Raw genomic sequence first — 25,310 nt, forward strand, 5'->3', positions numbered from 1 at the left:
TTGCCCGAGAGGTCCTGGATGGGGAGGATGCGGACAGTGGGGAGGTGTGTCGTGCCGATTGACCCTGCTCGCGACGAGTACCGGTGCCGTTGGCCCAGTGGCACGCTCATGGCCGCCCTGGACGAGGAGACCCGCGACGCGCTGGTCACGCTCGGCGACCTGCAGGTGCACGGTCCTGGCGTGGTCCTGCTGCGGCAGGGCGACACGCAGGCTGACCACGTCCTTCTGCTCCGATCGACGAGGAGGGGCACGTCGGCGTGCGTGAAGGTCACCGCCACGCTCGCGAATGGCGTGGACACCATGCTTGGCATCCGGGTGAGCGGCGACCTCGTGGGTGAGATGGCCGTCATGCGGTCCATCCCTCGCTCGGCGACGGTGACCACGTGCACGCAGACGGCCGTCTACCGCATCTGGGCGGGGCGCTTCCAGGCGTTCCTGGAGCAGCGCCCGGCGATGTGGGCCGCGCTGACCACGATGATCGCGAACCGGCTCGACTGGGCCAACCAGCGCCGACTCGACTTCACTGGTTATGAGGTGTACGAGCGGGTGGTCCGGGTTCTCGCCGAACTGGCCTCGCGGCACGGCGTACCGGCGGAGGAGGGTCTGGACGTGGGCGTGAGCCTGTCTCATGAGGAGATAGGGCAACTGGTCGGTGCGCGGGAGGCCGCCGCCAGTAAGGCCTTGCGTAGGTTGAAGAGCCACGGGCTGATCGAGATCGGGTATCGGAGGGTCGTCGTGCGGGACCTGGCCGCGCTGCGCGCTGCGCTCACCGGATGAGGAGGGCGGATACCGACCAGACCGTCGTGCTGAGGATCACCAGGTAGTTCCAGCGGATCGCACCGGCCACGTGCCGGTGCTTCTTCCGCGCGATGGCGGCGAGGGTCGTGATCATGGCCCAGGCCTCCGCGTACTGCGTCCTCAGGTCGGTGTGGTCGGGCGGTGTCTCTGGGGCACCGGAGATGCCGTAGCGGCTGCGGACGAGACGCCGCGATGGGCTCACGGCACGCGCCAGGTAGTAGCCCGCGACCAGGAAGCCCACGGCGAAGGCGGCGAGGACCGACCAGCCGAGGGCGGCGGACGCGCCGAGGATCTTGGGCGCGGCGCCCGACTGGGTGGCGAGCAGGGTGGCGCCGGCCGCGTGCACGACGACCGCGATGCCGGCTTTCGTGTCGGCATGCTGAACGTAATTCTGGAATACGGACACTGTCGCCAACGCGGCGACAACGTCCTCCCTGGAGACATCTGTCGCTTCTTTTCTGATACGCCCGGTTTGAAAGAGATTCATCGGCCCTCCCCGTGTCCTGACTAGTCACATTGGACGAGCTGACCGGACCTCCTAAATAGGTAAAAATGCTGTTTCGGGTCATTTGATGAACCTGCTGGGGTCAGATCACGTATTGGTACGGGATCTCGCGCTCCGTCATCGCTGATACTCGTCTGCGTCCTGTCCGAGGTAGATGGGTTTGCGTAGATGGAGTCAAGATCGAAATGACCGAGTACGGGCGCGCGTTGCTGGTGTCCAGCGACACCAAGGGCTACGGCGCCGGCACCGACAAGCGACACGAGACCATCCAGGAAGTCTTCGTTCACATCCACGAGAAGGCTGCCCGCGCTGCGGGGCTGAACAGGGCCTCCTGGCTCCGCCAGCCCGCCGGCGACGGCGAACTGGCCTGCGTGCCGCAGACGGAACGGGAGCCCAGCGTCGTCGACACGTACGTGCGGGAGCTCGACCGGGCGCTCGGCGCGCACAATGCGGGGCTCGACGCGGACGAGCGGATACGGATTCGCGTGGCGATGCACTACGGCGTCGCCTATCCGGCGAGCAATGGCCTGGCTGGGCAGGCGGTCGTCGAAGTCAGCCGCCTGGTCGACTGGAAACCGCTCAAGAAGCTCCTCGACAAGAACCAGAAACTGAATCTCGTTCTTATACTCTCCGACCGCGTTTTCACCGACGTGGTGTCACAGGGGCACACCTCGTACGAACCGAAGGAATTCGTCCGGGTAAATGTTAAGGAGAAGGAATTCTCCGGAGTCGCCTGGGTCTGGGGTCCCGAGGGAATCGCGCACGACCTCGCCGTCCCGGAGACTCCACGGCCGCCGGCTCAGCAGGCCGAGGTCATCAACAATCTCTACGGCTCGGTGGACGCCCGCCGCGCCACGTTCGGGGTGGGCGGTGATCGCCGATGACCGACGCAAAGGAACCCGAGGAGGCCGAGCAGCCGGATCCGCCGGAGAACACGAAGTCCGAGGAGTCCGAGGAACCGGAGGATATCGACGAGTCAGCGCTCAACCAGAGCGCGACCGTCATCAACAACTTCCTCGGCTACGTCGACGCCTCGGCCGCACGGTTCGGCATGGGCGGCGGCGTCCCGGTTCGCGCGACCACGCGCGACCTGGACCCGGCCGAGATAGCCGGCCTGCTGACGAACTACCTGGAGCCGGAGGCGTTCGCACCCGCGCTGGAGGACCTCGCCGCCCGCCACCTGATCGTGGTGAGCGGGGACGAGGAGATCGGCAAGCGGGTTGGCGCCATCGCGCTGCTCTCTCGGATGCCCCTCGTCCAGGGGCGGATCACCGTGCTCTCGCCGGCGCGGACCCTCGCCGAACTCGCCACGCAGACCGAGTTCAAGCCCGGTAGGGCCTATCTCCTGCATGACTGGATCGCGGCGGGAACCGAATCGGCGGCGGTACGGGCGCACGAGCTTGCCAGGCTGGCGGGCAAGCTCGTGGAGATCGGCTCCTTCCTCGTCCTGACCAGGGCCGGTGGACAAGGCCGGGACGAGCACGCGTGGAACTGCCCGGACCTCGGCGAACTGTTCGACGTCACCGTCGGAGCACCGCCCGGCAGGAACCCCGAGGAGCTCTCGGCGGCACGAGAACGCGCCGTCGAACTGCCGTCCCCCGCGCGGGTGGTGGCCCTGGCCCGGCGCGTCGCCGCCGACCCGCGGCCCGTCGCCGAACTCCTCGCGGAAGAGGAAGGTGGCGAGGTGGCCGCCTGGTTCGACGCGAAGCCCAGCCGCGAGGACGTCCACTTGGTCGCCGTGCTGGCCTTTGCCTATCGCATGCCCGAGAGGATCTTCGAGAGCGAGTTGTCCCGGCTCTCCGCCATCCGGGCCGAACTGGAGGGCGACCTCCTGCCGCCCCAGGTCCGCGATGCAGAGCCGCAGTCGCGCATGGCCTGGAGCCGTGAGCACCCGCTGGTCACGGTCGTGGCCGAAGGCTCCGGGGCCGCACGCGAGCGCCGTGTGGTGTTCAAGGGCGTTCACCACCGGCGCCAGGTCATCGCCGAATTGGTTGGCCGCTACGGCTTCACGCTCTGGCAACCACTGCGCGCCTGGGTCCGCTCGCTCGCCGCAAGCGGCCTCGAACTGCAGATCCAGGTGTCCGCGGGCGTCGCGATCCTGGCAGGGGTCTCGCTCACGGAGTCCTGCCAGGAGTTCCTGGACGTCTGGGCCAGCGGGTCGGCGATGGAGCGCCTGGCCGCGGCCAACACCATCTCGATCATGTGCGCCGACGACGCCCTGGCGCCTGAAGCGCTGACGCTCGCGCTGAGCTGGGTCGCGGATGTCGGCCAAGCGCGGGCGATGACCGCCGCGCTTGCCCTCGGGGGCGGCCTGGCGATCAGGTATCCGGCCGACACGGTCAACTGGCTCTGGTTCCTGGCGTTGCGGGCCGTACGCGTCAACGTGGTCGCCCGGCGCTCGCTCGCGCTGCTTTTCAGACAGGCAGCCGAGCGCGAGGACGCGTCCAGGACCGTGCTGCGCCTGCTCAGGGTGCTGGTGGCCACGGAGATGAGCGAGACGGGGTCGATCAGGACACGCAAGGCCCTCGACGTGGTCGTGGACCTCCTGGAGGCCGACACGCTCGACGGCACCCGGCCGCTGGCCGAGCGCATGCTGACCACAGGCTCGGGCTGCGCGGCCCACCTCGGCCGCCTATGGGCCTGGGCGCTGAGCAGCGGCCACCACCGCGGCCACGCCATCCGAGCGCTGCGCCGCGTCCTCATCCCCTCATCGGAATCCGGCGCGGCGGCCGTCGCCGCCGTGAGCGAACTGGGCGAGGCCATCTGGGCGCACCTCCCCGCGGAGCTGGCCGAGCCGATCGAACAGCGGCTCCGCCACGCACTCGGCGACGCCGGTGGTGCGGAACGCTCCCACATCCTCGTCCAAGCCCTGCTGTCGGCGGGCTCCCGGCACTACAACCACCAGCGCCTGCGCTGAGAAGAGGCATCATGACCTACCCGATCATCGAGGAGCGCGCGCTCGCCCCCGTGCCGCGCCGCTTCCTGCGCACCCGGCGCGACCTCGCCGACCTGCCCGAGACCCCGCCGGGAAGCGTGCTGGTCTTCGAGGTGGCGGCCGGCTACCACGCTTTCACCGAGCGCCGCCACCTGCGCGGCGCCGAGGACGAGGTCGTCGACGCCGTCTCAGTGAGCGTCGTGGACGTGCGCACCTGCTCCGTCATCGCGCAGGTGCCGTTGCCGTCGGCCGACCTCGCCCACGACTTCCCGCTGCGCGCTACCTTCACTTGTACGGTCACCCACCCGGAGAAGATCGTCGAGCAGGGGCTCAAGGACATCGGCGAGGTGCTCGCCCACTACCTGTCAGCCGACACCGAACTCCTCTCGCTGGGCCTGCGCTACCCGATCGAAAAGATCTACCAGCTCCGCCAGCACGTCGTGGCGAGGGTCAAGGCCCACGTGGAGGTCATGCCGCCGGAGATCGACGGCATGACCGTCGCTCTGGCCAGGGTCGACCTGCTTCTGCCGGAGGACGTCCGCGGGCATGCCATCGACCTCAAGACGGTGCGTCGCGAGGGTGAGGTCACCGAGCTCAAGCAGGCACTGGAGAACAAGGACGTGGCCCGGATCGAGGAGATCCTTTGCCGGGGTACGGCAGCCGGAATGGCGCTCGGGGTCAGCAGGGGGCATGTCGCGATCGGCGACGCCGTACTGCACCAAAGCGAGGCCGAGAACCGGCGCGCCGAGTACGTCCTGGAGATGATCAAGGCATTGCCGCAGGGATCGCTGGACTTCCTCCCCGTCAACACCCGGATGTTGCTGGAGCAGTTCGGCAGGTCCGTGCTCGGCCCGGACAAGGCCACCACGATCGTCGAGGGCGCGGCCCCGCCCGTGCCGCCCGCTCCGCTGGTGGACGGTTCCGCGCCCAGACCACTCGGTCTGGAGGACCTGGATGACTGAGCGGCGCACGATCGACCTCGGCCGACGCCTGCGCGTGCTGGCCGGGGTGGACGAACGGCTGCTCGCCCGGGTGCCCCTGGAGCGGACCCGCTACACCGGCCTGGGCGGGGTCGTCCTGAGCACGTCCGTGATCGCCGGGATCTCCATGTGGTTCTTTCTCAGCCAGATGCTGGGCAGGGCGCATCCCGCGGCGCTGGTCCTGGTGGTGGTGTGGGCGCTGATCGTGCTCAACCTGGACCGCTGGCTGGTCAGCACGGTTACGGGACGGTGGCAGCGCAGGCTCACGATGCTGGTCCCACGGCTGGCCGTGGCCACCGTCCTCGGCTTTGTGATCGCCGAGCCGCTCGTGCTCAGGTTCTTCGAGACCGCCGTCGTGGACCACGTGATCGAGGGGCGGGAGAAGGCCCGCAGCGCGCTGCGTGACACGCTGATCCGGTGCAACCCGGCGCCGCCCGCGCGGCCGCCCGCCGGGGCGTGCGGCGAGGGGACGCGGCTGACGCCGGAGACCCCGGCCGAGGCCAGCACCACCCTGCGCACACTGCGCGCCGAACGCGACAAGGTCGCCGTCCGCCTGGCCGCAGCCCAGCGCAAGCACGCCGGGCTTCTGGGCCAGGCCACGAAGGAGTGCCGCGGTGTGAAGGGGGTGGGGCTCAGCGGCAGGGAGGGGTACGGTCCTCGGTGTGCGCGAGCGACGGAGATAGCCAAGGGGTTCGCCCGCGAGCACGTGGACCCGGACACCGCCACGCTGAAGAGCCTCGACGGCCGGATCCTCGCCGCCGGCGCTGTCGTGGCCACCGCCAACACCGGGTACAAGCAACGCATTCAGGCCGCCATCGACCGGCGGTTGACCAGCTTGCCCACCAAGGACGACACCGTGGGCCTGCTGGAGCGCAAGAAGGCCCTGGACGAGCTCACCGGCAGCGACGTGTTCCTGTGGACCTTCACCTGGCTCATGCGCCTGCTCATGCTCCTCATCGACTGCCTCCCGGTGCTGGTGAAGCTCATGGGTGGCACCAGCTTCTACGACCGGCTGGTCGAGGAGGAGAACAAGAGCCAGGAGAGGCTGCACAAGGAACGCATCGAAACAGCGGAGCACGCCGAGGCGGGCGAGCTGCGGCTGGAGAGGGAGGAGAAGGCAGAGGACCTGCGCAAACGCAAGCGAGCGCTCCAGGCCGACGCGCGCTCGCACGTGAGTGATCTCATCAACCGCCGTACGATCGACCTCATGCGCCGCGAGCCGTCGGTCAACGGTTCGCGGCGCTGAATCAGAGGCCGGCGACTCCGGTGATGCGGTGGAGGGCGAAGCGGTGGACCGCGGCGCGGGTCTCGTCGTAGGCGGTCAGGTAGCCGCCCTCCATTCTGGCCGGCTCCAGGATGCGGGAGGTGGCGTTGCCCTGGGAGTCGAGGTAGCCGATCCACACGCGTACGCCCTGGCGGATGGCCTCCTGCAGGGCGGAGATCGTCGCGGTGGCCGGGCCGCGCGGCACCTGGCCGTCGGGGGCCTCCACGGGGTCGCGGCGGGCCAGGTGGGCGGCGTCGCCGGCCCGCAGCGCGCGTACGGCGGCCGCCGCCACGCCCGAGTCCAGCCCCGTCGCCGAGGCCACCGAGCGGACCGGGGCGATGCCCTCGGTGCGGCGGCTGTCGAGCTGGCTGATGATGACGTCGCCGTCCAGCGACTCGGCGACCGGCGCGTACCCCATGGCGCGCAGCGAGTCGACCAGGATCGCCCGCGACGAGCGGGAGGCGATCACGGTGGGCGCGAGCCTGCGCAGCCTGAGCTGGGCGGCGCGGCGGTCGGCGGTGATCTGGTCGAGCAGGGCCGGGTCGTCGCAGCGGATGTACGCGCTGGCGGTGCCGACGCGCATGCGGCCGTGGCGGCGGGCGACGTCGGCGACCAGGTAGGACAGGGCCTGCGGCACCGGCGTGGCCGAGTGGCGGGCCAGCATGGCGAGCAGTTCTTCGGCGCCGTGGCCGGCGTCGAGCGCGCGGCGGACGGAGGGTTCGCTGAAGCGGTAGACGGTCGCGCCGCCCTTGGACTCGATGTCGGCGGTCAGCGTCATCCAGCGGTTGAGCTCGCTGGTCAGCGGGCCGGGGGCGACGGCGGTCAGGTCGGCCTGCAGCAGCACGTGGTCGACCGGCTCGGGCAGCAGCGGGTCCAGGACGGCGGCGGCGTCCAGGCCGTCGCGCAGCGCTCTGGCGTGCCCGGAGAGCACTCCCAGCCCGGTGACGCCCACCTGTTCGGCCTCGCGCAGCGCGAACTCCATGAGCTGCTCGCGCAGCGCGCCCCGGCGTCTGGGCTGCTCCCACGCCAGCCGTTCGGCGATGGAGTCGCGGGTCGGCGCGAGCCCCGAGGCGGCCGCCAGGACGCCCAGCGTCGCGGCCCGCACGCCGGGGGCGGCCGAGCGGCGCAGGTCGGTGTGCAGGGCGTTGAGCGGCCTGTCACGCTCGTCGCTGCGTTTGATGGTCGCACCCGCTTCGCCACTCGTTGGCATCGCTTCGCCCGCTCTCTCCTGGCGAGCTCCTGTGCTCCGGGCACCCACGAGGCCTGGAACCCGGTCCATCTGCAGCCAGGTCGTGGCCAGGATCACCCAGCGGGCGGCGGTGGGCTTGACCCGCCACAGGTCGTAGCCGGTCGTGGGCAGCCACTCGCCGTCCACCGCGCCGCCGGCGGCGATCAGCCCGGCCGCGTGGGTCACCTCGACGACCAGCGCCGCCGCCCATTCGGGCAGGTCGAGGTCGGTGGCGGCGCGCTTGAGGTCGCGCACGCCCAGCCCGCCGGTGCGCAGCACGCCCGGCGGGTCGACGCTCCACCGCTCGCACAGCTCTTCCACCGAGCGCACGAAGGCGAACGCCTGCCCGGCGGCGGTCCGGTCGGCCAGCTTCTGGTCGCGCTCGGCGCCCTCCAGCGCGGGCGCGGTGGCCCGCAGGTCGCGGTGGATGCGCCCGTCACGCAGGTAAAGGCCGACCTCGCGGGGGAGCGTCACGCTCTCCTCGCCGGTGGCGGCCAGCAGGGCTCGGGCCAGCAACTGTTCGATGGGTGAGCGGGCCGACTCGACGCGTACCTCGCGGCGGGCGTTGGGCACCCGGCCGGTCGGCGGGCCCCAGGCGAGCTGCTCCAGCGCCGCCTGCGCCTCGCCGGAGACGTCCTCGATCAGCTTGCCGGGCTCGGCGAGAGCTGCGGCCAGGCGTTCCTTGCCGGTGCCGGCGGTGCCGGGCGCGATCTCGTCGGCCATGTCCGCCAGTTGCTCGGGCGGATGGTGGCGGAACGCCTCGGCCGCCGGCGGCCCCAGCCCAGCGGGGTCGTCGAGCACCTTGCGCACGCCGGGCGCCAGGTCGAGCGCGCTGTCGGGGCCGTAGACGAGCGCGAGCTCGCGCAGCCGTTCCAGCGCGGCAGAAAGCTCGGGCTCGGGCTTGCCCTCCGCCAGCGCGCGGCCGATCACGGCGCGCAGGCGCGCCTTCGAGATCGCCTTCTCCTGTACGGCCAGCGTCTCGACGACCGCCAGCGTGAACCGGTCGAGCCGGTCGAGAACCCTGCCGATCGCCGAAGGACTGCCCGCTCGTGAGGCGAGGCCTTCCAGGTGTGCGGGCACCGGGGTGATCAGCTCGGGGCGCGCTGAGACGAGCGCCCTCAGCTGTTCGTCGGTGCGCCCCCTGATCCACTCCGTGAACTCCATCGATGCCATGGTATGTCGCACGTGATTCGGGCAGCATGGCTCCCGTGACAGAGCGGGCAGATCAGCTGATTCTTAACTACGTGAGCGCGGCTGCCGACGCCGCTCACGGCGTGCTCAGAGCGGATCAGCGGCTCGACTTCTCCCGGCGGCTGCGCGCCCGGATCGAGCAGGAGCGCCAGGGCAGTCAGAGCGCCCGTGACGTGGCGAAGGTGCTGGCCCGCTTCGGCGACCCGCAGGCGCTCGTGGCCCGCGAGGCCCGCAGGCTGGCCGAGGGGCAGCCGGAAGAGCGGGCGCCCGAGGCCACCGCCCGGTTCCCGCAGATCCGCGACGACCCCAACCTGCCTCCCGGGGCCGCCAGGAGCATCAAACTCGCCCAGGACCGGCTCTCCCGGCGGCCTGGACGCGGCATGCCGCTGGCTGGGCTGCGCAGGGCGGTGATGTCCAGCGCCAACCCGATGACCACCGAGGGCCGCGACGCGGGCACCATCGTCAAGGAGCACCCGCGCGAGACGCTGGCCATGGCGCTGCTGCTGGTGGCGGCGCTGATGGTGCCGTTCAACCTGCCGTCGGTGGCGATCTTCACGGTCCCGGTCATCATCTGGGCGATCGGCACCGTGATCGTGCTGCTCAGCGACAGCTGGACGTGGCGCGACCGGCTGCTCGGGACCAGCGCGCCCATCCTCGGCTACTCGGTCGGCGGGGTGCTCATCGGCGGGCTGCGGGTGGGGGCCACGGCCGGGTTCGAGCGGTTCTTCACGGAGTTCTACAGCGTCAGCGGGATCATGTTCATGATCGGCGCCGGGCTCGGGGTGGTCCTGCTGGCCTACCGCCTGTTCAACGTCAGCTGACCGGCGCCGGGCTGGGCAGGAGGCCCACGGCCAGGCGTACCCACGCCGCCACGAACTGCTCCTTCTCCGCGTGTCCCGGCGTCTCGCCCACGGTCTCCTGGAAGAGCCGGTAGTGCACCACCGCGCCGCCGAGCACCGCGGCGATCGCCGGCCAGTCGACCTTGGCGTCGGCGTACTCGGGCTGGGCGGTGAACCAGGTGGTGATCGCGTCGAACATGGGCTGCAGCAGGCCCTCCCTGACCACCGTGACCAGCTCGGGGAACTGGCTGAGATCGCGGAAGAAGACCCGGGTCAGCTCGCTCTCCTCGCGCACCTTGGCCAGGCCGGCGCGGCACACGTGCGACAGCCGCAGCTCCAGCCCGGCCGACTCCATGCCGCCGAGTTCGGCCAGGCTCTCGGCCACCTGGGCCTTGGTGCGGTTGGCGTGCTCGTTGATCGCCGCGGCCAGCACCTCGTACTTCGACTTGAAGTGCCGGTAGAGGCCGCCGGCGCCCGGCGAGAGCCCGGAGGCGGCCTCGATCTCGGCAACGGACGTGGCGGAGTAGCCCCGCTGCGCGAACAGCCGCAGGGACTCGTCGATGATCCGCTCACGCGTGCTGGTGCTCGGCGATCTTGTCATGTCTTACCCGTTACCTCCGCAAGGAGCGTAGCCGTCATGGAGCCAAGCGCCGGACAAGGCCCGCGGCCACCGAGCCGAGGATGAGCCACACCACGGCGGCCAGACCGTAGTTGACCAGGGTTTCCCAGCGGGCGTCGGCCATCTGGAAGAGGTTGGACAGGCCCAGGGAGAGCCAGGAGGCGAGGGATTCGACCAGTTGGTACCAGGCGTTGCCCGGGTTGGCCTGGAAGACGGTGAAGACGGCGTAAAGGACGACCACGAGCGCGGCCAGGCGGGAGGCGACCTTGATCACCCAGACGGCGAACGTCACCGCCTGCTGCCACACACCGGGTTTCCTGACGGCCGAGGGTCTGGCGGGGCGGTGGGGGCGGGTCTGCTCCAGCGGGGCCGCCACCAGCTTGTCACCCGGCTCCGGCGGCTTGGGGGTCTCCGACATGGGCACTCCCTCGATAAGTAATTCCTTTCTGCCCACTCCACGGTCCCACAATTACCCTCGTTACGCTTCCTTTGGCATGCTGCTGGCGTGACCACTTCTGTTGGCCTCGATGTGGGCTTCGACCTGGATATGACACTTGCCGATACCCGATCGGGCATTGCCGCCGTCTATGACGAGCTGTCCAGGCGGCTCGACGTGGAGATCGACAGCCAGGCCATCATCGCCAGGCTCGGGCCGCCGCTGGAGCTGGAGATGGCCAACTGGGTGCCCGCGGAGCAGGTCGCGGCGGCGGTCATGTTGTTCCGCGAGATCTATCCCGACCTCGCCGTTCCCGCCACCACCGCCATGGCCGGCGCGCACGAGGCCGTCGAGGCCGTCAGGGCCGCGGGCGGGCGCGTCATCGTGGTCACCGGCAAGAACGTCCACGACGCCCGCCGTACCGTGAGCTGGCTCGGGCTGAAGGTCGACGAGGTGGTCGGATCGGTGTTCGGGGCGGCCAAGGGGGCGGCGCTCACCTCGTTCGGCGCCGCCGCGTACGTGGGCGACCACGTGGCCGACATCGAGGCCGCCAGAGCGGGCGGCGCCATCAGCGTGACGGTCGCCACCGGCCCCTACACCGTGGGCGAGCTGCGTGATCACGGAGCGGATGTGGCACTGGGCGACCTGACGGAATTCGCCACCTGGTTTGGCGATTGGCGTCAGGTGTAATTCAGCACCAAATACCCGGTCGCTACGGGGCTCTCCGGGGCATAACCTACATCCATCCTTTTTTCCAACGTTCCGAACGAGGTCCCTCCTGTGCCGAGTGGCAAGGTCAAGTGGTACGACGCCGACAAGGGTTTCGGCTTCCTCACCCGCGACGACGGCGGTGAGGTATTCGTTCATTCCTCCGCGCTTCCCACTGGTTCTGCCCCGCTGAAGCCCGGCCAGAAGGTCGAGTTCGGCGTGGCGGAGGGCCGACGCGGCCAGCAGGCGCTGTCGGTGCGGATCCTCGATCAGCCGCCGACGCTCGCCAAGGCCAAACCCAAGGGCAAGCGGAAGAAGCCCGACGAGCTGGTCGTCATCGTCGAAGACCTGATCAAGCTGCTCGACGACCTGTCCACGTCCTACCAGCGGGGCAAGCACCCCGACGCGGCCCACTCCAAGAAGATCGCGGCGGTGCTCCGGGCGGTCGCCGACGACGTGGACGCCTAGCCGTAGGGGTTGGTGAGCGGCTTCGTCCGGTCGATCTGACTGGGCTGCTCGTCCGGCGTGGGCGGCTCCTCGTGCGCCCACGCCTGCTCCCTGGGAACCGGCGCGGTCGGCGGCTGCCGCTCCTCGTGGATCTGGGCGTTGACCGCCTTGATCCGCCGCCTGCGCCGGATCAGCAGCCAGACCAGCCACGCGAACAGCACCACCGACAGCGTGATGAAGCCGGGCGGGCCGTTCTCGGTCAGGGACAGCAGCAGGCCGACCAGCCCGCCGAACACCCAGGCCATCTGCAGCAGCGCCTCGACCACGCCGAAGGTGGACGAGCGCACCTCCTCGCCGATCTCGCGCTGCACGATCGCGTCCAGCGCCAGCTTGCCCAGCTCCTGAGCGAAGGCGGTCACGAGCGCGACCGCGATGGCCGTCCACAGGTTGAAGAAGATCGCGGTGACCACCGTCGTCGCGACCGTCAGCGCCAGCGTGAGCAGCACGATGAGCTGCGGCGAGTGGTTACGCGCCCAGTTGGCCACGGCGGCCCCGACCAGGCCGCCCAGCCCGGCGGCCAGCGCGAGCACGCCGATCGTCTTGGGCACGTCGAAGAAGGTGTCCTTCACCAGCAGCCACGGCGCGCCCAGGTCCTGGACCAGGAACAGCATGAAGAACAGCAGGAACCCGGAGAACAGGCGGACGCCCACGTTGGCCAGCATCGCCTCGGTCACCGCCGGGCCCACGTTGAGCAGGCTGCGCCAGCGCTCGGCCCTTCCGCCCTCCTCCGGGGCCTCCTCCTCCAGGTCGGGGGAGTCGACGTGGCGCGGCAGCCGTACCGCGAAGACGCCGACCAGGAGGAAGGCCACCATCGCGACGCGCAGCATCACCGCGCTGCCCAGCCACGCCGTCAGACCCGCGCCAATCGGTACGGCGATGCCCGCCGTCACCAGCGAGAACAACGCCACGCGCGCATTGGCGGAGACGAGCGTGATGTCGGCGGGCAGCACGCTCGGCATGATCGCCGCCCGCGAGACCGTGAACGCCTTCGACAACACCAGCACACCCAGCGCGCCCGCGAACAACGTCGGCAGGTCGCCGGGCCCCACCGCCGCCGCCATCGCGAAGCACAGCAGCCCACGGCCGAACAGCGTCCCGGCGATCACGTAGCGGCGGCCCGAGCGGAACTTGTCCAGGATCGGCCCGACGAACGGCGCCACCAGCGCGAACGGGATCATGGTGATCACGAGGTAGAGCGCCACGGAGCCGCGCGCCTCGCCCACGGGGACGCCGAAGAAGACCGTGCTGGCCAGCGCCACCGTCACGAACGCGTCGGCCGCGCTGTTGCCGATCGACAGCTCGATCAGCCTTCCCAGGCCGGTACGCCCGGCGCCGTTGGCATGGGTGAGGCGGCGCGTGGCCTGCCCCATCTTGTGCGCGCCCCGCGCGGTGGCCACTCCGGCCCGCTTGGTGCCCGTGGCGGTGGCCCGGCCCGCGCGCCAGGAAGCACGGCCCGCCTGGGCCGCGCCCTTCCCGACACGCCGCGAGATCTCTCGCGCCTTGTTCCAGCCTTCCGCCACGCCTACCAGTCTTACCCGATTTGCGGTCACTCTCGGACCTGGATTCTCTGTGAGGGCGCTGTCAGGTCCGCCCATGGGTGAGAATGAAGTGTGAGCGAACAGCACCTTTCGGCGGAGGCGGTCCGATGACCCGCACCAGGACACGCGTGGCCCCGCCCGACCAGGCCTGTGTCGCCGCGGTCGACCTGGCCCGCGCCGCCGCGCTCGAACTCGCCTGGCCCGGCGAGCCGGGCGAGCACCTGGGCGTCGAGAGCGAGGGCGACCGGGTCGTCACCCACTACTTCGCCTGCCAGGACCGGGCGTACCGGGGCTGGCGCTGGGCGATCACCGTCACCCGCGCCTCGCGCGCGAAGATCGTGACGGTCAGCGAGGCGGTGCTGCTGCCCGGCTCTGGCGCGCTGCTCGCGCCCGAGTGGCTGCCGTGGAGCGAGCGGCTGCGCCCCGGCGACCTGGGCGTGGGCGACCTGCTGCCCACGGCCGACGACGACGATCGCCTTGAGCCAGGTTTCGCCGAGACCAGCGACGACGGCGACACCCAGATGATTTTCGAGTACGGCCTGGGCCGGGCCCGTGTGCTCTCGGCCGCCGGAAGGGACCGGGCCGCGAGACGCTGGCACTCCGGCGAGCACGGGCCGCACACGCCGATCGCACACGCCGCGCCCGCTCAGTGCTCCACCTGTGGTTTCTTCTTGCCGCTCGCGGGTGTGATGCGGCTGGAGTTCGGGGTGTGCGCGAATGAGTACGCGCCGGACGACGGCAAGGTGGTCTCCGCCGACCACGGCTGCGGCGCCCACTCCGAGGCCGCGGTCATGCCGCCCCCGGTGGAGCAGGCCTCGCCCATCCTCGACGACATGGGTTTCGACCTGATCGAGGACGAGGCGGGCTCGGTCGACGAATCGGCCTCCGAGGAGCTCGGCCACTCCTGACTTCACTGTCGGTCGGGGCCGCTAATCTTCGGGGACCCCTACCCGCATTGGAGGATCGTGGACAGCTTCGGCACCGACCGGATGCGCGCGGCGGTCCTCACGGCCTGGACGGCCTCGCCCGCCCGTTTCCGTGAGGACGCCAACGCCGAGGAAGACTTCGCCCTCGGCGGTTATCGAGATCGGCTCATCGTCGAGCTCGCGCAGAATGCCGCCGACGCCGCCCTGCGCGCCGGCGTGCCGGGGGTGCTGCGGCTCAGCCTCGACGGCGACGTGTTCACCGCCGCCAACACCGGCGCGCCGCTCGACGCGACCGGCGTCGAGGGCCTGTCCACGCTGCGCGTGTCCGGCAAACGCGACGAGGCGGGCGCCGCCGGGCGCTTCGGCGTCGGGTTCGCCGCCGTCGTCTCGGTGACCGACGAGCCGTCCATCGGCTCCCGCGGGTCCGGCGCGGTGCGCTGGTCGCGCGAGGAGACCACCGCCCTGGTCGCCGGGGTGCCGGTCCTGGCGGGTGAATTGTCCGGGCGTTCCGGGCACGTCCCGCTGTTGCGCCTGCCGTTCGCGGCCGACCCGCTCACGGTGCCCGACGGTTTCGACACTCTGGTACGGCTGCCGCTGCGCGACAAGACGGCCACCGAGGCGGTCCGGCGGATGCTGGCCGAGACCAGCCCGGCGCTTCTCCTCGGCCTGCCCGCGCTCGAAGCCATCGAGATCGAGCTCGACGGCGCGCTGCGCCGGGTGGACGCCGACGGGTGGCATCTGGTGGCCGACTCCGGCGAGTTCACCGCCGAGCAGGTGGCCGAGCTGTTCGCCGACCGGCCCACCGAGGAACGGGCCCGGCCTTACTGGTCGGTGCGCTGGGCCGTACCCGTGGATGGGATTGCCACGGAAGGGGCCGCGCGGGAGCCGCGGCCGCTGCCGGCCGGTGTGCCCGCGGTCGTGCACGCGCCCACGCCCAGCGACGAGGCGCTCGACCTGCCCGCGCTGCTCATCGCCTCCTTCCCGATGGCCACGGACCGGCGTCACGTCGCCAAGGGCCCGCTGACCGACTTCCTCATCGACAAGGCCGCCGAGTCCTACCTGCGCCTGCTCAAGGAGCTGCCGCGCACGCCCAAGCTGCTCGACCTGGTGCCCGCGCTCATGGGCAAGGGCGAGCTCGACGCGCGCATCCGCCGCGCGATCCTGCGCCGCCTGCCCTCGGCGCCGCTGCTGCCCGCGCTGTCGGCGCCCGCCCCGCACGTGGAGACCGCGTCGTTCAGCGAGGCCGCCGTCTACGAGCCCGACGCCCAGTGGCACGTCGAACACCCCGCTCCCGACAAGGGCCCCGACGGCTGGACCGTGGCGGGCCGCGAGGCCGCGGTGGTCGCCGGGGCGAGCGACCTGCTGGAGGCGGTCGCCGGGTTCGTCCCCGGCCTGCTGCCCGCGGGCTGGCCCGCGCGGCACCCGGCGATGGCCTCGCTCGGCGTGCGCAAGGTCGAACTGGCCGACGTGATCGACCAGCTGTCCGGCGAGGGCGTCGAGGGCCGCGACCCCGCCTGGTGGCACGCCCTCTACGACGTGCTGCCCTACGACGACCCCGAGTCGCTCGGGGCGCTGCCGGTCCCGCTGGCCGACGGACGGCTGGTGCGCGGGCCGCGCGGCACGCTCATGCTCACCGGGGCCTCGCTCGACCTGGAGGCGCTGGGCCTGCGGATCGTCCACCCCGACGCGGCCCACCCGCTGCTGCTGCGCCTCGGCGCCGCCGAAGCCACCCCGCGCACCGTGCTCGAAGACACCCTCACCCGCACCGCCATCGCCGAGTCGCTCGACAGCGACGACCCCGAGCCGATCGCGCGAGCCGTACTCTCCCTGGTCGACGCCGCCGCGCTCGCGCCCGGCGAGCTCCCCTGGCTGGCCGAGCTGGCGCTGCGCGGCGCCGACGGCGAACGTTATGCCGCTGGAGAGCTGCTGCTGCCGGGCGGGGTTCTGGCCGGGCTGCTGGAAGAGGGTCCGCTGGTCGCCGACGAGCTCGTCAGCGCGTACGGCTCGCGCGTTCTGGTCGCCGCCGGGGTGCTCGACGGGTTCGCCGTGGTCAACGACGCCGACGTCCTGCTCGACCACGACGAGTGCGACCACGACCTCGACGGCGAGGAGGCCTGGCTCGACCACGTCCACGACCTGCTGCCCGACCTCGAAGTGCCGCCGGTCGTGGCCGAGTTCACCGCCGTACGCGACCTGGAGCTCGTCGCCGACTGGCCCGCCGCCCTGCCGCTCCTCACCCGCCCACCGCTGCGCGGCGCGCTCCACCCGCTGCGGGTGGACGGGGTGGAGGTGCCCTCGTACACGGCGTGGTGGCTGGCCGGTCACCCCGTGCTCGACGGCCGCCGCCCGCGCGAACTCCGCCTGCCGGGCGCCGACCCGCTGCTGCAGGGCCTCTACACCGACGCGCCCGCCGGGCTCGACGAGAGCGCCCTGTCCATGCTGGGGGTACGCACCACGCTGGCTGACCTGCTCGCCTCTCATGGTGGGCCGGAGGAGCTCCTTGACCTGATGGCCGACTCCGCGATCGTGGTCGACCGGGCCCAGCTGCGGGCCCTGTGGATCGCGCTGGCCGGGGTCGAACCGTCACGGGTGGCGCCGCCGTCCCGGGTCCGCGCCGTGCTCGACGGCGAGATCGTGGTGGCCTCGGCCGACGACGCCGTCGTGGTGGAGGCGCCCGACCTGCTGCAACTGGTGGCGGCGCGGCCGTTGGTGCTGGCCTCCTACGACCTGGCGGAGTCCTTGTCTGAGCTGCTTGACCTGCCGTTGGCGGGGGAGCTGGTGAGCGGCGAGGTGACGTCGGAGGGACAGGTTCGGCCTGTGCCGCCGGAGGTGCGGTCCCTGCTTCCCACCGCGCCCGAGACGTACGTGGAACACGAGAAGCTGCTGGTGGACGCAGTGCCGTGCTCGTGGCGGTACTTCGACGGCTCGATCCACTGCACGGGGGTGGACGGGTTGGCGAGGGGGTTGGCGTGGGCAGTGGGCCAATGGTCCGACCGCCTGGCGGTGGCAGCCCTCTTGCGCGACCCCGCCGCCGTCCCCCTCCTCCTAGCCGAAGCCGACCTCTCCTAACAACAAGGTCCTCGCCTGGGGGGCTTCGCGCTTTGGGGCTCGGGCTGTGACTGCGGGGGCAGGCCCCCGCACCCCCGGGCTTAAAGGCGTGGTCTTCGCGTGAGGGCGCTCCACACCCGGGAGTATCTGAGCGCGGTGGCGGCTGAACTCAACGGCCGACCCCGTCAAACCCTCGGATGGGCCACCCCGGCACAACGTCTGGCTACACTCCTCACCGACAACGCCAACTAGCAGCAGCGTTGCGACGACTCATAGAAACCAAGCCCGGCGAGGGGCCTTCCGGCCCCTCCCACTCCCCGGTCGTGGGCCGGGTTTGGCTTGGCCAGGCCCCTGGATCTGTCTGCCCACGTGAACTCATGACGCCCTGATTGGCCGAAGGCGCTTGACCAACCGCACCCTCCGGGCGAAGGTTTTCATGACGCTCACCAGACGTTGGAGGTAGCAAAACAATGCAAACCTCAAACCCTGCGGACGGCTTGCACCTCGCGTTCTACTGCACTGACCCCGATTCCGTGCCCGGCGAAGACTGCGCGACCTTCTACCAGACCAACAGGGGAACATGGATCGTCCAGGGCGACCGCCGGGAGGAGCCTGACGTGGTCACACAGCTTGTGGCCCTGAAGCCCTCCGAGTCTTCCGTCGAGGTCCCGGGACCCCTGGTCGATCTACTCGTACGCAGGTACGCCAAGGAGCGCTATGGAATTGATCTCGGCTGAAGAGCGAGGCGAATACTTCGCGACCTTCAAGCGAGAGGCGGTTCATCTGGAACTGCGCGATGACTATGCAACGAGTGATCTGGAACGCGAGAGGTTCGCGGCATGGAAGGCCAGCGAAGCTGACGATCTCAGCTGGATGAATCCTTGGTGCGATCGCATTCGCAAGGCCATCGCGGAGGGTAAGCGCTATCGGCGCGCCTGTGTTGTCTCTGAGCCGCTCTCGGAATATCGCCGGTTCGCCTACGACGTTGTTGGGCCCAGCGTGGACGCCGGCGAGGAGATTCATTGGGTGCCGAGGCGGCTGGTGTCTGACGTCGCGCTGCCGGGCAACGACTTCTGGATGTTCGACGAAGAGACCGTTGTTTTCGCGGTGTTCTCAGGAGACGGTGAAGTGGTTCAGCGTCAGCTCTACACGGACCCCGATGTGGTCAAACTATGTGCTGACGCTTTCAAGGCCGTGTGGAGTTTGTCGATTCCGCACCACGAATACCGGCGCGTCTGATTCGTCGTGTCCGAACAGGCGGCGTCCGCGAAGAAGGCGTTCGGAGTCCGGCTTCGTGATCTGCGCAAGGACGCTGGGCTCACGGGACGACAGCTCGCCACGGCAGCGGGCCTGCACAACACCAAGATCAGCCGGATAGAGCACGGCCAGCAGAACCCCTCTGAGGACGACATCCGGGCGTGGTGCATCGCCTGCGGTGTTGCCCGGATGATCCCCGAGTTGATCGCGGTGCAGCGGGAAATCGAGCAGATGTGGGTGGAGTGGCGTCGCCATCTCCGGGCAGGGCAGCAACATATCCAGTCCCGGGCCATTCCCCTGTATGAGAGCACGAAGCTCCTCTGTGTGTACGAGTCAGTTCGTATTCCCGGTATTTTGCAGACGCCTCGGTATATACGGGCGCTCTTTTCGGCTGCGAGTACGCTTTACGGTCTACCCGACGGAGAGGCTGAAGCAGCGGTAGCAGGTCGAATTCCCCGGCAGAGACTGGTGACTGCGGGAACCGGCCGTAATCGCTACAGCTTCCTCGTCGAGGCGATGGCTCTGGATGTGATCATCGGCAACGTGGATGTCATGCGAGAGCAGTACAACCTCCTCCTGGAGATCTCGGCGCTACCTCACGTCTCGCTGGGGATAATTCCGCGTGGCCAGGTGCGATCGCTTTACCCTGGGGAAGGGTTCTATATCTTCGACGGACAGCTCGTTCGCAGCGAAATGTGGTCGGGTGGATTCAGGTCCAATCAGTCCGAGGAGATCGAGACCTTCCTGCGAGCCTTTGCGATGTTGCGAGGCTTGGCGGTCTACGGGGCGGCGGCGCGCTGGCTGATCGAAGACGCGAGGAGCCGACTGCAAACTAGAGAAAACCTCTAGCCCTGGCTTCGGCCTGCTTCCTAGCGCCGGTGCACGTCCGTCGAGTGGCCTGGCCAGTTCCAAGCCCTGAGTTCGTCCTGAAGGGTGAGGCTCGGATGGCGCGAGTGAAGCCAGCCGGGCGAGGAGCGGCGAACCGAGGATCTCGGGCGGCCACTGGACATCAGGATGTCGCGGAGATGCTCCCGAGAGGGCTTTCCACAACTACGGAGAAACACGACGCTCAACAGACAGTGGCGACGGTCAAGCCGCCAGAGGGATTCATCCGGCCGAACAGCGCTAGAGCACCGCACAATCGCGCGCAATTCGGTCTCGGGCGGCTCGGGCACGCGAGGAGCGGATGGTCCATGTTGAAGCCATAACTCAGCCTCGCGAGGTTGCCCTGTACAGCAAGGCGTTCCATGGCCCCAGCGCTCTTGCGGTGTACGACGCGCAGGCCAGGCCCTGGGCCGAGTGCAGGAGACCGGACCTCGGATCCGGTCGTCGTGATCACGCAGAAATTGAGGTGGTCGGGCCCGACCGGTGCGGCATCCAGCAGCCGCTTGACCAGGTCGGTGTACTCCTCCCAGATTCTTGGGGACAGGCCGCGGCGCAGCCCCGGTCCGTTGGGGTCTTTCGCCCTCTGAGGGGGAGGGCATCGTCTTGGGCGTGGCCTGGGCGGGAATGCCGCCGATGACCAGGGCACCGGCGGCCGCGATCGTCTTCTTCATGGCGGCGAAGGCTGCCAAAACGTAGATCACCAGGCGATCTCACCCACTCCGGCCTGATCTTCCTGGTGATCGACCAGTCGGGGGCGCAGGCCGAACTGGTTGCCGCGCGGACCCGGCACCCCCACGACACCGAGCAGCGGCGCATCCGGGCCGCAGGCTCGGCAGCGGTCCGTCGAACAGACCGGCGCCGCGTCCCTTGAGTCAATCTCTCCTCAAGCGCCGGTCCCAGACTTAGTTCATGGTGATGTATGCCTTACATCTTCTCGTCGTCCGCAGCAGATCCCATTCGGCGGAGTACTTCACGTAGGGCTTGTGATATCGAATGTTCGGATACCTGTCTGTGATGGCGTGGTCGTTCCAGGAGAAGCGGCCAGCATAGGGTCGCGTGGCTCTCCAATAGGTGGAGTCGCCATCGTTACCGCGCCAGGCGACTTGGAACTTCTCGCCAGCCCACCAGTCGTCCTTGGTGTGCGCCTCGGCCCAGCGGAGTTTGACCGTCCCAGCGCTGTACTTCCGGTAAGTGATCTTTACCCAGCCGTCCTTCAATCCTGTGCAGTTTCCTCGGGCGAACTTGGTCTTGTCGACGTAGCTGAGCCGGACTGTTCCACCTGTGCTTAGGGGGACGTCTTCCTCTCCTTCCTCGATGATCTCTCCGGGGGTGTCGGGTGTGCTGGAGGGGTCGTCGACGTCGACGTAGTAGCCCTGAACGGCCACGGTGAGGTGGACGGGCCCGTCGCTGTGGTTGGTGACCTTGATCCGGCCCTCGGCATCGGGTCTGACGAAGTCGAGGCCGTTGGTGCTTTCCGCGGGGGCGAAGTCGACGCTGCTGACGCCGGGGTCGGGCTTGTCAGCGGGATAGGCCGACAGCCAGCCGTTGCGGGTGGCCTGGCGGGCGTTGAGGATGAGCGCGGCAGCGGAGGCGTCGTCGTAGCCGAGGCCGGCTATGCCCGCCACGGTGAAGGTGACGGTTTCTGTGGGAGCCAGGGGGAGGGTGCCGCCGCCTCCGATGTCGCTGACGGTGTCGTAGATCGTTGTGGTGGCGACCGGGGTGTAGGGGGTGCCCTGGTTGTCGTCGGTGTCGAGCGTGAAGTAGCCGCGCATCGAGAGGGTGACGTGGACGGGGCCGGTGCCGTGGTTGGTGATCTTCAGGTCGCCGGTGGCGGATAGCTGGGAGATCATCATGGTGCTGTTGCTCTCATCGGCCACATACGTTAAGCCGCCGGAGCCGGGATTTTGATCGGAGGGGACGACAGTGAGCCAGCCTTTGGCGGTGTGCTGGGTGGCCACGACGGTGACGGCCACGGCCGAGACTCCGCTTTCGGGGACGCCCTCGGCGCCAGCCACATCAAAGACGACAAAGCCACCGTTGCCCGGGATCGGGGTCGTCTGCGGCGGAGTTCCGGCGCCGGTTCGGGTGTCATACAACAGTGTGGAGGTGGTGGGGTGGTAGGTCTGGCCTGAGGACGCGATCGCGGTGTCGGCGAAGTAACCTCGGACGGTGATGATGGCGTGGGCTTCAGCTCCAGCTCCGTTGTTGCGGATCGTCAGCTTGCCAGTGCTGGTGAGGCGCACGATGTCGGCGCCAGCTGTCGCTTCGTTCTCGTGGTATGTGAGGGAGGAGACGGTGGTGGGCTGGTCGGAGGGGAAGAGGTTGAGCCAGCCGTAGGCGCTGGGAGCGTTGGCCTGGATGGTCAAGGCGACCGCGGTGGCGCCGGATGGCACGCCTGCCACACCTGCGATCTGGAAGGTCACCGAGCCGTTGGCCGGAATTTTGGCCGCCGCACCGCCCAGCCCGCTGCGGGTGTCAAGCACTGGTGTCGGGACGAGTGCGGTGAACCTGTTGTCACTTGCCGCTGCCTGGGCTGGATGCCGGTTCAGTGTGGTGATGAGTCCTAGCAGCGTGATGAGCGCTGTCGCGACGACGATGAGCCGTCGAGTATGTCGCAGACGATGGCGTAACAAAGGCGTTCCTCTCTACGTGACGCAATCGGCGAGCACCGGAGTGGGGCCACCAGATGACAGACTGACCAGGCCCTGAGGAGGGAACTGGCTGAAGGCGGCGTCGTGGCCGGATGGTTCGTTGGTGAGCATGATCGAGTCGACCCAAAGCCATGGGATGCGCGAGTCCCCGCGGCGTTCCGTCCCCTGTTGACGCCCCGACTGCGATCTTGGCACCGGGAACGCGGTGTGAGAACCTCAGGAAGCGTTTGGCATTGTTTGAAACGATGTTTCGGCTGGTGGATGAGGGCAAGGGTCCGAGTGTCAGATCCAGAGCAGATCCAGACCGTTGAGGAATTCATCGCCGCGCTGCAGCGGTTAAGGGTCGATTCGGGATTGACCTATCGCCAATTGGAACGCCGGGCCCATCTTCATGGGGAGGTCCTGCCGTACAGCACAGCCTTTCATGCTCTCAATCGGGATCGACTGCCACGTCCAGAGCTGCTAGAGACCATCGTTCGCGCATGTGGCGGCGATGCCGAGCAAACTGCTCGTTGGCAAGCGGCATGGCAGCGCGTGCGCAACCCTTCGGTGGAAGGTGGCAACTCGCCGCCCGGGCCATCGTCTGAGCCGCATGAGCTCCCGGCAGCTACCTCGAGATCCTCTTCTCCCAGTCGAATCCCTCGCTGGCTGCGGCTGGGCGGCCTGATCACCGCCCTCGCCGTGGTCGCAGTGGCGGACAGCTCACTGTCACCGACGCTTGCCCAGTTGGTCTCCACCACTGCGCTCCACCATCCGTGCACGACCGTCGTGAGCCTGGGTGCCTACGGATCGTGTGTGCAATGGATTCAGGAGCGGCTGCAGAGCCGGTCTATGGAGCTGCCGGCCGACGCCGGGTTCGGACCGTACACCAGGATGCGGCTGACCGCCTTCCAAGTAGCAGCTCGGCTTCCGCCTACTGGCCTAGGTGACAAGCGAACCATCCAGGCGCTCCTCGCAGACGGGCCCCCGCAGCTGACGTGGACCAGACCGCAGGTCAAGGAGCGCCTTAGGCGGGTCTTTCCTCCCGCCGCAGCCCACCGCGCGCAGAAACTCGTATGGTGCATGTCCGCCGGCGACCCTCTGTGGATCACCGGCCCCGACGTCAACGGCGTTCGCCGATGGGGCCTGTTTCAGTACACCGACCTTCAGCTGTTCTCGCTCCGAGCCACCCCATCCGATGCCCTGACACCCGAGTGGAATATCGAGGAGGCCTACCGTCTTTGGCAGCGCTCCGGTTCCTTCGCCCACTGGAAGTGCCCAGGATCGGACGTCCTGGGCAGTCCAGCCCAGATATTCAGGTGAACCGTTGCCAGTCAGAGGCATACGGCTGGCGGGCTGCTGGTTCCTTCTGTGGGCGAACCCAGGTCAGCTCTCATGCCGGGCATCATAGTGATCACCAGTTGGCCACCGGCGGCGCTGAACCCCTACTCGTTGATGTTCGGAGCTATGTGGCCGAGCATGGAGTACGCGGGGTGCGGAACAGTGGTGCTGCCGATGGCGTGTCCGGTGTCGCTGCCGGATGCGGCGATCCGCATCGCTCTGCCAGCCAGATCGCAGGTGCGCCAGGCGATCACCTTGCCGTCGTCGAGGACCGGCTGTAGGGAGGCGACCGGCATCTCCGGGTCGCCCTCATCGCCGAGCGTGTCGGCGATGAGATCCCAACTCCGCCATTAGCCGCCATCGAGCTTCCATGACCGTCCGGCGCTGTCCATGACCGCGCGGCTCAGCACAACATCCATAATCATCTACTCTTTCGCAAGATCGACGAGGTTGGTCTCCAGGTCCAGTCGCTCCCACGTCTTGCGTGTCTCCTTGGTGACCGAACGGCGGGGATGAACCAGTCAGACCTCAGCTCGTGACGAGGAGCCCGCCGCGGGGAGATCGATCCGGCTCTTTCAGCGCTTGCGTCAACGGGTATCAGGCACTCCACGTACGGTGTGGCCAGGAACTCGTGGAACTGGTCGACGGCGGTCTCGCCGAACACGAAAGCATGGTGGAGTCACGCGTATCTCCAGCACCTGGCCGATCTCCCATTCGGCGCTATACCGCTGAGGCGGCACCTACTGAAGACTCTTACGGCATGTACTCGCAAGAGCCGCGCTATGTGCCATCAGTGACTCCGAGCCTTCCTTGAAGCCAATGCGATTTTCGAGCAACCATCGAGCCCGCTCTTTTGGGGAAAGCTCGATCAGTTGGATGGTGATCATTGTGTTGGATGAATCTCGATCAGCGAGGAGTGCTAGCTCAACAGCGTCATCGAGCATGCGTTCACTGGCTGTACTGATTGCATCGTCTGCAATTATCCGTAACTTGGCATGCTCCATTGAGAGGCCATTAACCTCTTCCTTGACGGCGTCAAATGCCCTATATGGATCCCCTTTGTTGGTTTTGGCTATTGCTCCTAGCCTTCCTAGCGACGATTTGACATAGAGGTCAATTCGGTATGCCCTAGACTGAACTGCGGCGCAGGCCGAGCGAATCTCGGCTCGCCGCTCCAGGTAGCGATCATTTGAGAGTTGCGCAGAAGTGGCTGTGTATGTCCCGAGCGCACCAATTGCCGAGCCGGCTAGCGCGGCGAACGTTGAGATTGCTGCCACCAGGAGCGTACCTCTCCCCGTTTGTTGATCTTGGCTTGGCTGCATAAATCCAGTTTGATGGCGACGTATCGAACGCAGAACCCTGTCGCCCAACGCGGGACATCGCGAAGTCGCTAGAGTCTTGTCGCCTCGCGAAGCCTAAGGATCTCCGACGGAGTCCACATAACCAGGTGCAAGCCCTGTGTTGGGGGTACCGCTGCGAGAGCGGTGCTGGTCAGGCCGCGCGGCGAATTCGACCTCAAGAGCGCGCCGCCGCTGCTTCCATTCGTCGAGGTCGGTCGGCGTGATGTTCTGGCTCCTGGAGGAGTCACCCGGTGAGATTGCGCTATTCGGTCAGTAGGACAGCACGCAAACTGCTGCAAATTCATTGAGCTGGGTTCGTAGCCGCTTCTACCGTC

21 protein-coding genes and 1 pseudogene are annotated in these 25,310 nt (G+C 68.6%); 14 read left to right on the forward strand and 8 right to left on the reverse strand.

Annotated features, from left to right (window positions below; all coding sequences use genetic code 11):
• The first annotated feature begins 51 nt into the window (after nucleotides 1-51).
• Nucleotides 52-777 carry a Crp/Fnr family transcriptional regulator gene (locus tag HNR40_RS42735; protein WP_184972004.1) on the forward strand — a complete coding sequence of 242 codons (726 nt, stop codon included), beginning with the start codon at nucleotides 52-54 and terminating at the stop codon, nucleotides 775-777.
• Here HNR40_RS42735 and HNR40_RS42740 read toward each other — a convergent pair.
• Nucleotides 767-1,204 carry a Pycsar system effector family protein gene (locus HNR40_RS42740; protein ID WP_184972006.1) on the reverse strand — a complete coding sequence of 146 codons (438 nt, stop codon included), beginning with the start codon at nucleotides 1,202-1,204 and terminating at the stop codon, nucleotides 767-769. The two genes, HNR40_RS42735 and HNR40_RS42740, sit on opposite strands and share 11 nt — an antisense overlap.
• A gap of 284 nt (nucleotides 1,205-1,488) precedes the next feature.
• Between HNR40_RS42740 and HNR40_RS42745 the strand changes: the two genes are divergently transcribed.
• The 4 genes from HNR40_RS42745 to HNR40_RS42760 are packed head-to-tail and all read left to right on the forward strand — an operon-like array spanning nucleotide 1,489 to nucleotide 6,464.
• Entirely contained in the window at nucleotides 1,489-2,187 is a 699-nt protein-coding gene (locus tag HNR40_RS42745) for a hypothetical protein (RefSeq protein WP_184972008.1), read from the forward strand.
• Complete coding sequence (locus HNR40_RS42750) at nucleotides 2,184-4,220, forward strand: hypothetical protein (protein WP_184972010.1); 2,037 nt, start codon at nucleotides 2,184-2,186, stop codon at nucleotides 4,218-4,220. The genes HNR40_RS42745 and HNR40_RS42750 overlap by 4 nt, the downstream gene beginning before the upstream one ends.
• Nucleotides 4,221-4,231: 11 nt before the next feature.
• A complete protein-coding gene (locus HNR40_RS42755; RefSeq protein WP_184972012.1) occupies nucleotides 4,232-5,200 on the forward strand; it encodes a hypothetical protein in 969 nt (322 codons plus the stop codon).
• Nucleotides 5,193-6,464, forward strand: a complete 1,272-nt coding sequence (locus tag HNR40_RS42760) for a DUF4407 domain-containing protein (RefSeq protein WP_184972014.1) — start codon at nucleotides 5,193-5,195, stop codon at nucleotides 6,462-6,464. Before HNR40_RS42755 ends, HNR40_RS42760 begins: the two co-directional genes overlap by 8 nt.
• Nucleotide 6,465: 1 nt before the next feature.
• Here the strand turns inward: HNR40_RS42760 and HNR40_RS42765 are convergent, their stop codons facing one another.
• Complete coding sequence (locus HNR40_RS42765; RefSeq protein WP_184972016.1) at nucleotides 6,466-8,874, reverse strand: helicase C-terminal domain-containing protein; 2,409 nt, start codon at nucleotides 8,872-8,874, stop codon at nucleotides 6,466-6,468.
• A 44-nt stretch (nucleotides 8,875-8,918) separates the two neighbouring features.
• On the opposite strand from HNR40_RS42765, the gene HNR40_RS42770 reads away from it, so the two are divergent.
• A complete protein-coding gene (locus HNR40_RS42770; RefSeq protein WP_184972018.1) occupies nucleotides 8,919-9,722 on the forward strand; it encodes a hypothetical protein in 804 nt (267 codons plus the stop codon).
• Here HNR40_RS42770 and HNR40_RS42775 read toward each other — a convergent pair.
• Together HNR40_RS42775 and HNR40_RS42780 are read right to left on the reverse strand one after the other, a co-directional pair.
• Nucleotides 9,715-10,341 (reverse strand): TetR/AcrR family transcriptional regulator, encoded by a 627-nt coding sequence (locus HNR40_RS42775; RefSeq protein WP_184972020.1) that lies wholly within the window; start codon nucleotides 10,339-10,341, stop codon nucleotides 9,715-9,717. The two genes, HNR40_RS42770 and HNR40_RS42775, sit on opposite strands and share 8 nt — an antisense overlap.
• 34 nt (nucleotides 10,342-10,375) lie before the next feature.
• A complete protein-coding gene (locus HNR40_RS42780) occupies nucleotides 10,376-10,777 on the reverse strand; it encodes a hypothetical protein (protein ID WP_184972022.1) in 402 nt (133 codons plus the stop codon).
• Nucleotides 10,778-10,864: 87 nt separating this feature from the next.
• On the opposite strand from HNR40_RS42780, the gene HNR40_RS42785 reads away from it, so the two are divergent.
• Together HNR40_RS42785 and HNR40_RS42790 are read left to right on the forward strand one after the other, a co-directional pair.
• A complete protein-coding gene (locus HNR40_RS42785; RefSeq protein ID WP_312896741.1) occupies nucleotides 10,865-11,485 on the forward strand; it encodes an HAD family hydrolase in 621 nt (206 codons plus the stop codon).
• A 90-nt stretch (nucleotides 11,486-11,575) separates the two neighbouring features.
• Nucleotides 11,576-11,971, forward strand: a complete 396-nt coding sequence (locus HNR40_RS42790; RefSeq protein ID WP_184972024.1) for a cold-shock protein — start codon at nucleotides 11,576-11,578, stop codon at nucleotides 11,969-11,971.
• Here the strand turns inward: HNR40_RS42790 and HNR40_RS42795 are convergent.
• The gene (locus HNR40_RS42795) at nucleotides 11,968-13,530 is read right to left on the reverse strand and encodes an MFS transporter (RefSeq protein ID WP_312896742.1); all 1,563 of its coding nucleotides are present in this window, start codon (nucleotides 13,528-13,530) and stop codon (nucleotides 11,968-11,970) included. The genes HNR40_RS42790 and HNR40_RS42795 overlap by 4 nt on opposite strands.
• A 125-nt stretch (nucleotides 13,531-13,655) precedes the next feature.
• On the opposite strand from HNR40_RS42795, the gene HNR40_RS42800 reads away from it, so the two are divergent.
• The 5 genes and pseudogenes from HNR40_RS42800 to HNR40_RS42815 all read left to right on the forward strand — a co-directional run bounded on the left by HNR40_RS42800 (nucleotide 13,656) and on the right by HNR40_RS42815 (nucleotide 19,628).
• Entirely contained in the window at nucleotides 13,656-14,456 is an 801-nt protein-coding gene (locus HNR40_RS42800) for a DUF3027 domain-containing protein (RefSeq protein WP_184972028.1), read from the forward strand.
• 54 nt (nucleotides 14,457-14,510) lie between these two features.
• On the forward strand, nucleotides 14,511-17,543 hold the full coding sequence (locus tag HNR40_RS42805; protein ID WP_184972389.1) for a sacsin N-terminal ATP-binding-like domain-containing protein: 3,033 nt from the start codon (nucleotides 14,511-14,513) through the stop codon (nucleotides 17,541-17,543).
• Between the two features lie 105 nt (nucleotides 17,544-17,648).
• Nucleotides 17,649-17,774, forward strand: a pseudogene (locus HNR40_RS58140) (IS30 family transposase); the annotation flags it as partial.
• A gap of 465 nt (nucleotides 17,775-18,239) precedes the next feature.
• On the forward strand, nucleotides 18,240-18,761 hold the full coding sequence (locus HNR40_RS42810) for a DUF6879 family protein (RefSeq protein WP_184972030.1): 522 nt from the start codon (nucleotides 18,240-18,242) through the stop codon (nucleotides 18,759-18,761).
• A 6-nt stretch (nucleotides 18,762-18,767) separates the two neighbouring features.
• The gene (locus tag HNR40_RS42815) at nucleotides 18,768-19,628 is read left to right on the forward strand and encodes a helix-turn-helix domain-containing protein (RefSeq protein WP_184972032.1); all 861 of its coding nucleotides are present in this window, start codon (nucleotides 18,768-18,770) and stop codon (nucleotides 19,626-19,628) included.
• A gap of 938 nt (nucleotides 19,629-20,566) precedes the next feature.
• Here HNR40_RS42815 and HNR40_RS42820 read toward each other — a convergent pair.
• A complete protein-coding gene (locus tag HNR40_RS42820; RefSeq protein ID WP_221341533.1) occupies nucleotides 20,567-22,147 on the reverse strand; it encodes a hypothetical protein in 1,581 nt (526 codons plus the stop codon).
• 429 nt (nucleotides 22,148-22,576) lie between these two features.
• Between HNR40_RS42820 and HNR40_RS58020 the strand changes: the two genes are divergently transcribed.
• The gene (locus HNR40_RS58020) at nucleotides 22,577-23,617 is read left to right on the forward strand and encodes a peptidoglycan-binding domain-containing protein (RefSeq protein WP_376773588.1); all 1,041 of its coding nucleotides are present in this window, start codon (nucleotides 22,577-22,579) and stop codon (nucleotides 23,615-23,617) included.
• Nucleotides 23,618-23,739: 122 nt separating this feature from the next.
• On the opposite strand, the gene HNR40_RS42830 is transcribed toward HNR40_RS58020, so the two are convergent.
• The gene (locus HNR40_RS42830) at nucleotides 23,740-23,931 is read right to left on the reverse strand and encodes a hypothetical protein (RefSeq protein WP_184972038.1); all 192 of its coding nucleotides are present in this window, start codon (nucleotides 23,929-23,931) and stop codon (nucleotides 23,740-23,742) included.
• A 444-nt stretch (nucleotides 23,932-24,375) separates the two neighbouring features.
• Complete coding sequence (locus HNR40_RS42835; RefSeq protein WP_184972040.1) at nucleotides 24,376-24,912, reverse strand: hypothetical protein; 537 nt, start codon at nucleotides 24,910-24,912, stop codon at nucleotides 24,376-24,378.
• Between the last annotated feature and the right edge of the window lie 398 nt (nucleotides 24,913-25,310).

Source organism: Nonomuraea endophytica, from assembly GCF_014203235.1.
Taxonomy (GTDB): Bacteria; Actinomycetota; Actinomycetes; order Streptosporangiales; family Streptosporangiaceae; genus Nonomuraea; species Nonomuraea endophytica.

Bases quoted from the DNA above. Each gene is read 5' to 3' on its own strand.
- HNR40_RS58020 (WP_376773588.1), top strand. From the start codon at position 22,577: ATGAGGGCAAGGGTCCGAGTGTCAGATCCAGAGCAGATCCAGACCGTT.
- HNR40_RS42800 (WP_184972028.1), top strand. From the start codon at position 13,656: ATGACCCGCACCAGGACACGCGTGGCCCCGCCCGACCAGGCCTGTGTC.
- HNR40_RS42745 (WP_184972008.1), top strand. From the start codon at position 1,489: ATGACCGAGTACGGGCGCGCGTTGCTGGTGTCCAGCGACACCAAGGGC.
- HNR40_RS42755 (WP_184972012.1), top strand. From the start codon at position 4,232: ATGACCTACCCGATCATCGAGGAGCGCGCGCTCGCCCCCGTGCCGCGC.
- HNR40_RS42830 (WP_184972038.1), bottom strand. From the start codon at position 23,931: ATGCCGGTCGCCTCCCTACAGCCGGTCCTCGACGACGGCAAGGTGATC.
- HNR40_RS42760 (WP_184972014.1), top strand. From the start codon at position 5,193: ATGACTGAGCGGCGCACGATCGACCTCGGCCGACGCCTGCGCGTGCTG.
- HNR40_RS42750 (WP_184972010.1), top strand. From the start codon at position 2,184: ATGACCGACGCAAAGGAACCCGAGGAGGCCGAGCAGCCGGATCCGCCG.
- HNR40_RS42765 (WP_184972016.1), bottom strand. From the start codon at position 8,874: ATGGAGTTCACGGAGTGGATCAGGGGGCGCACCGACGAACAGCTGAGG.
- HNR40_RS42810 (WP_184972030.1), top strand. From the start codon at position 18,240: ATGGAATTGATCTCGGCTGAAGAGCGAGGCGAATACTTCGCGACCTTC.
- HNR40_RS42775 (WP_184972020.1), bottom strand. From the start codon at position 10,341: ATGACAAGATCGCCGAGCACCAGCACGCGTGAGCGGATCATCGACGAG.
- HNR40_RS42780 (WP_184972022.1), bottom strand. From the start codon at position 10,777: ATGTCGGAGACCCCCAAGCCGCCGGAGCCGGGTGACAAGCTGGTGGCG.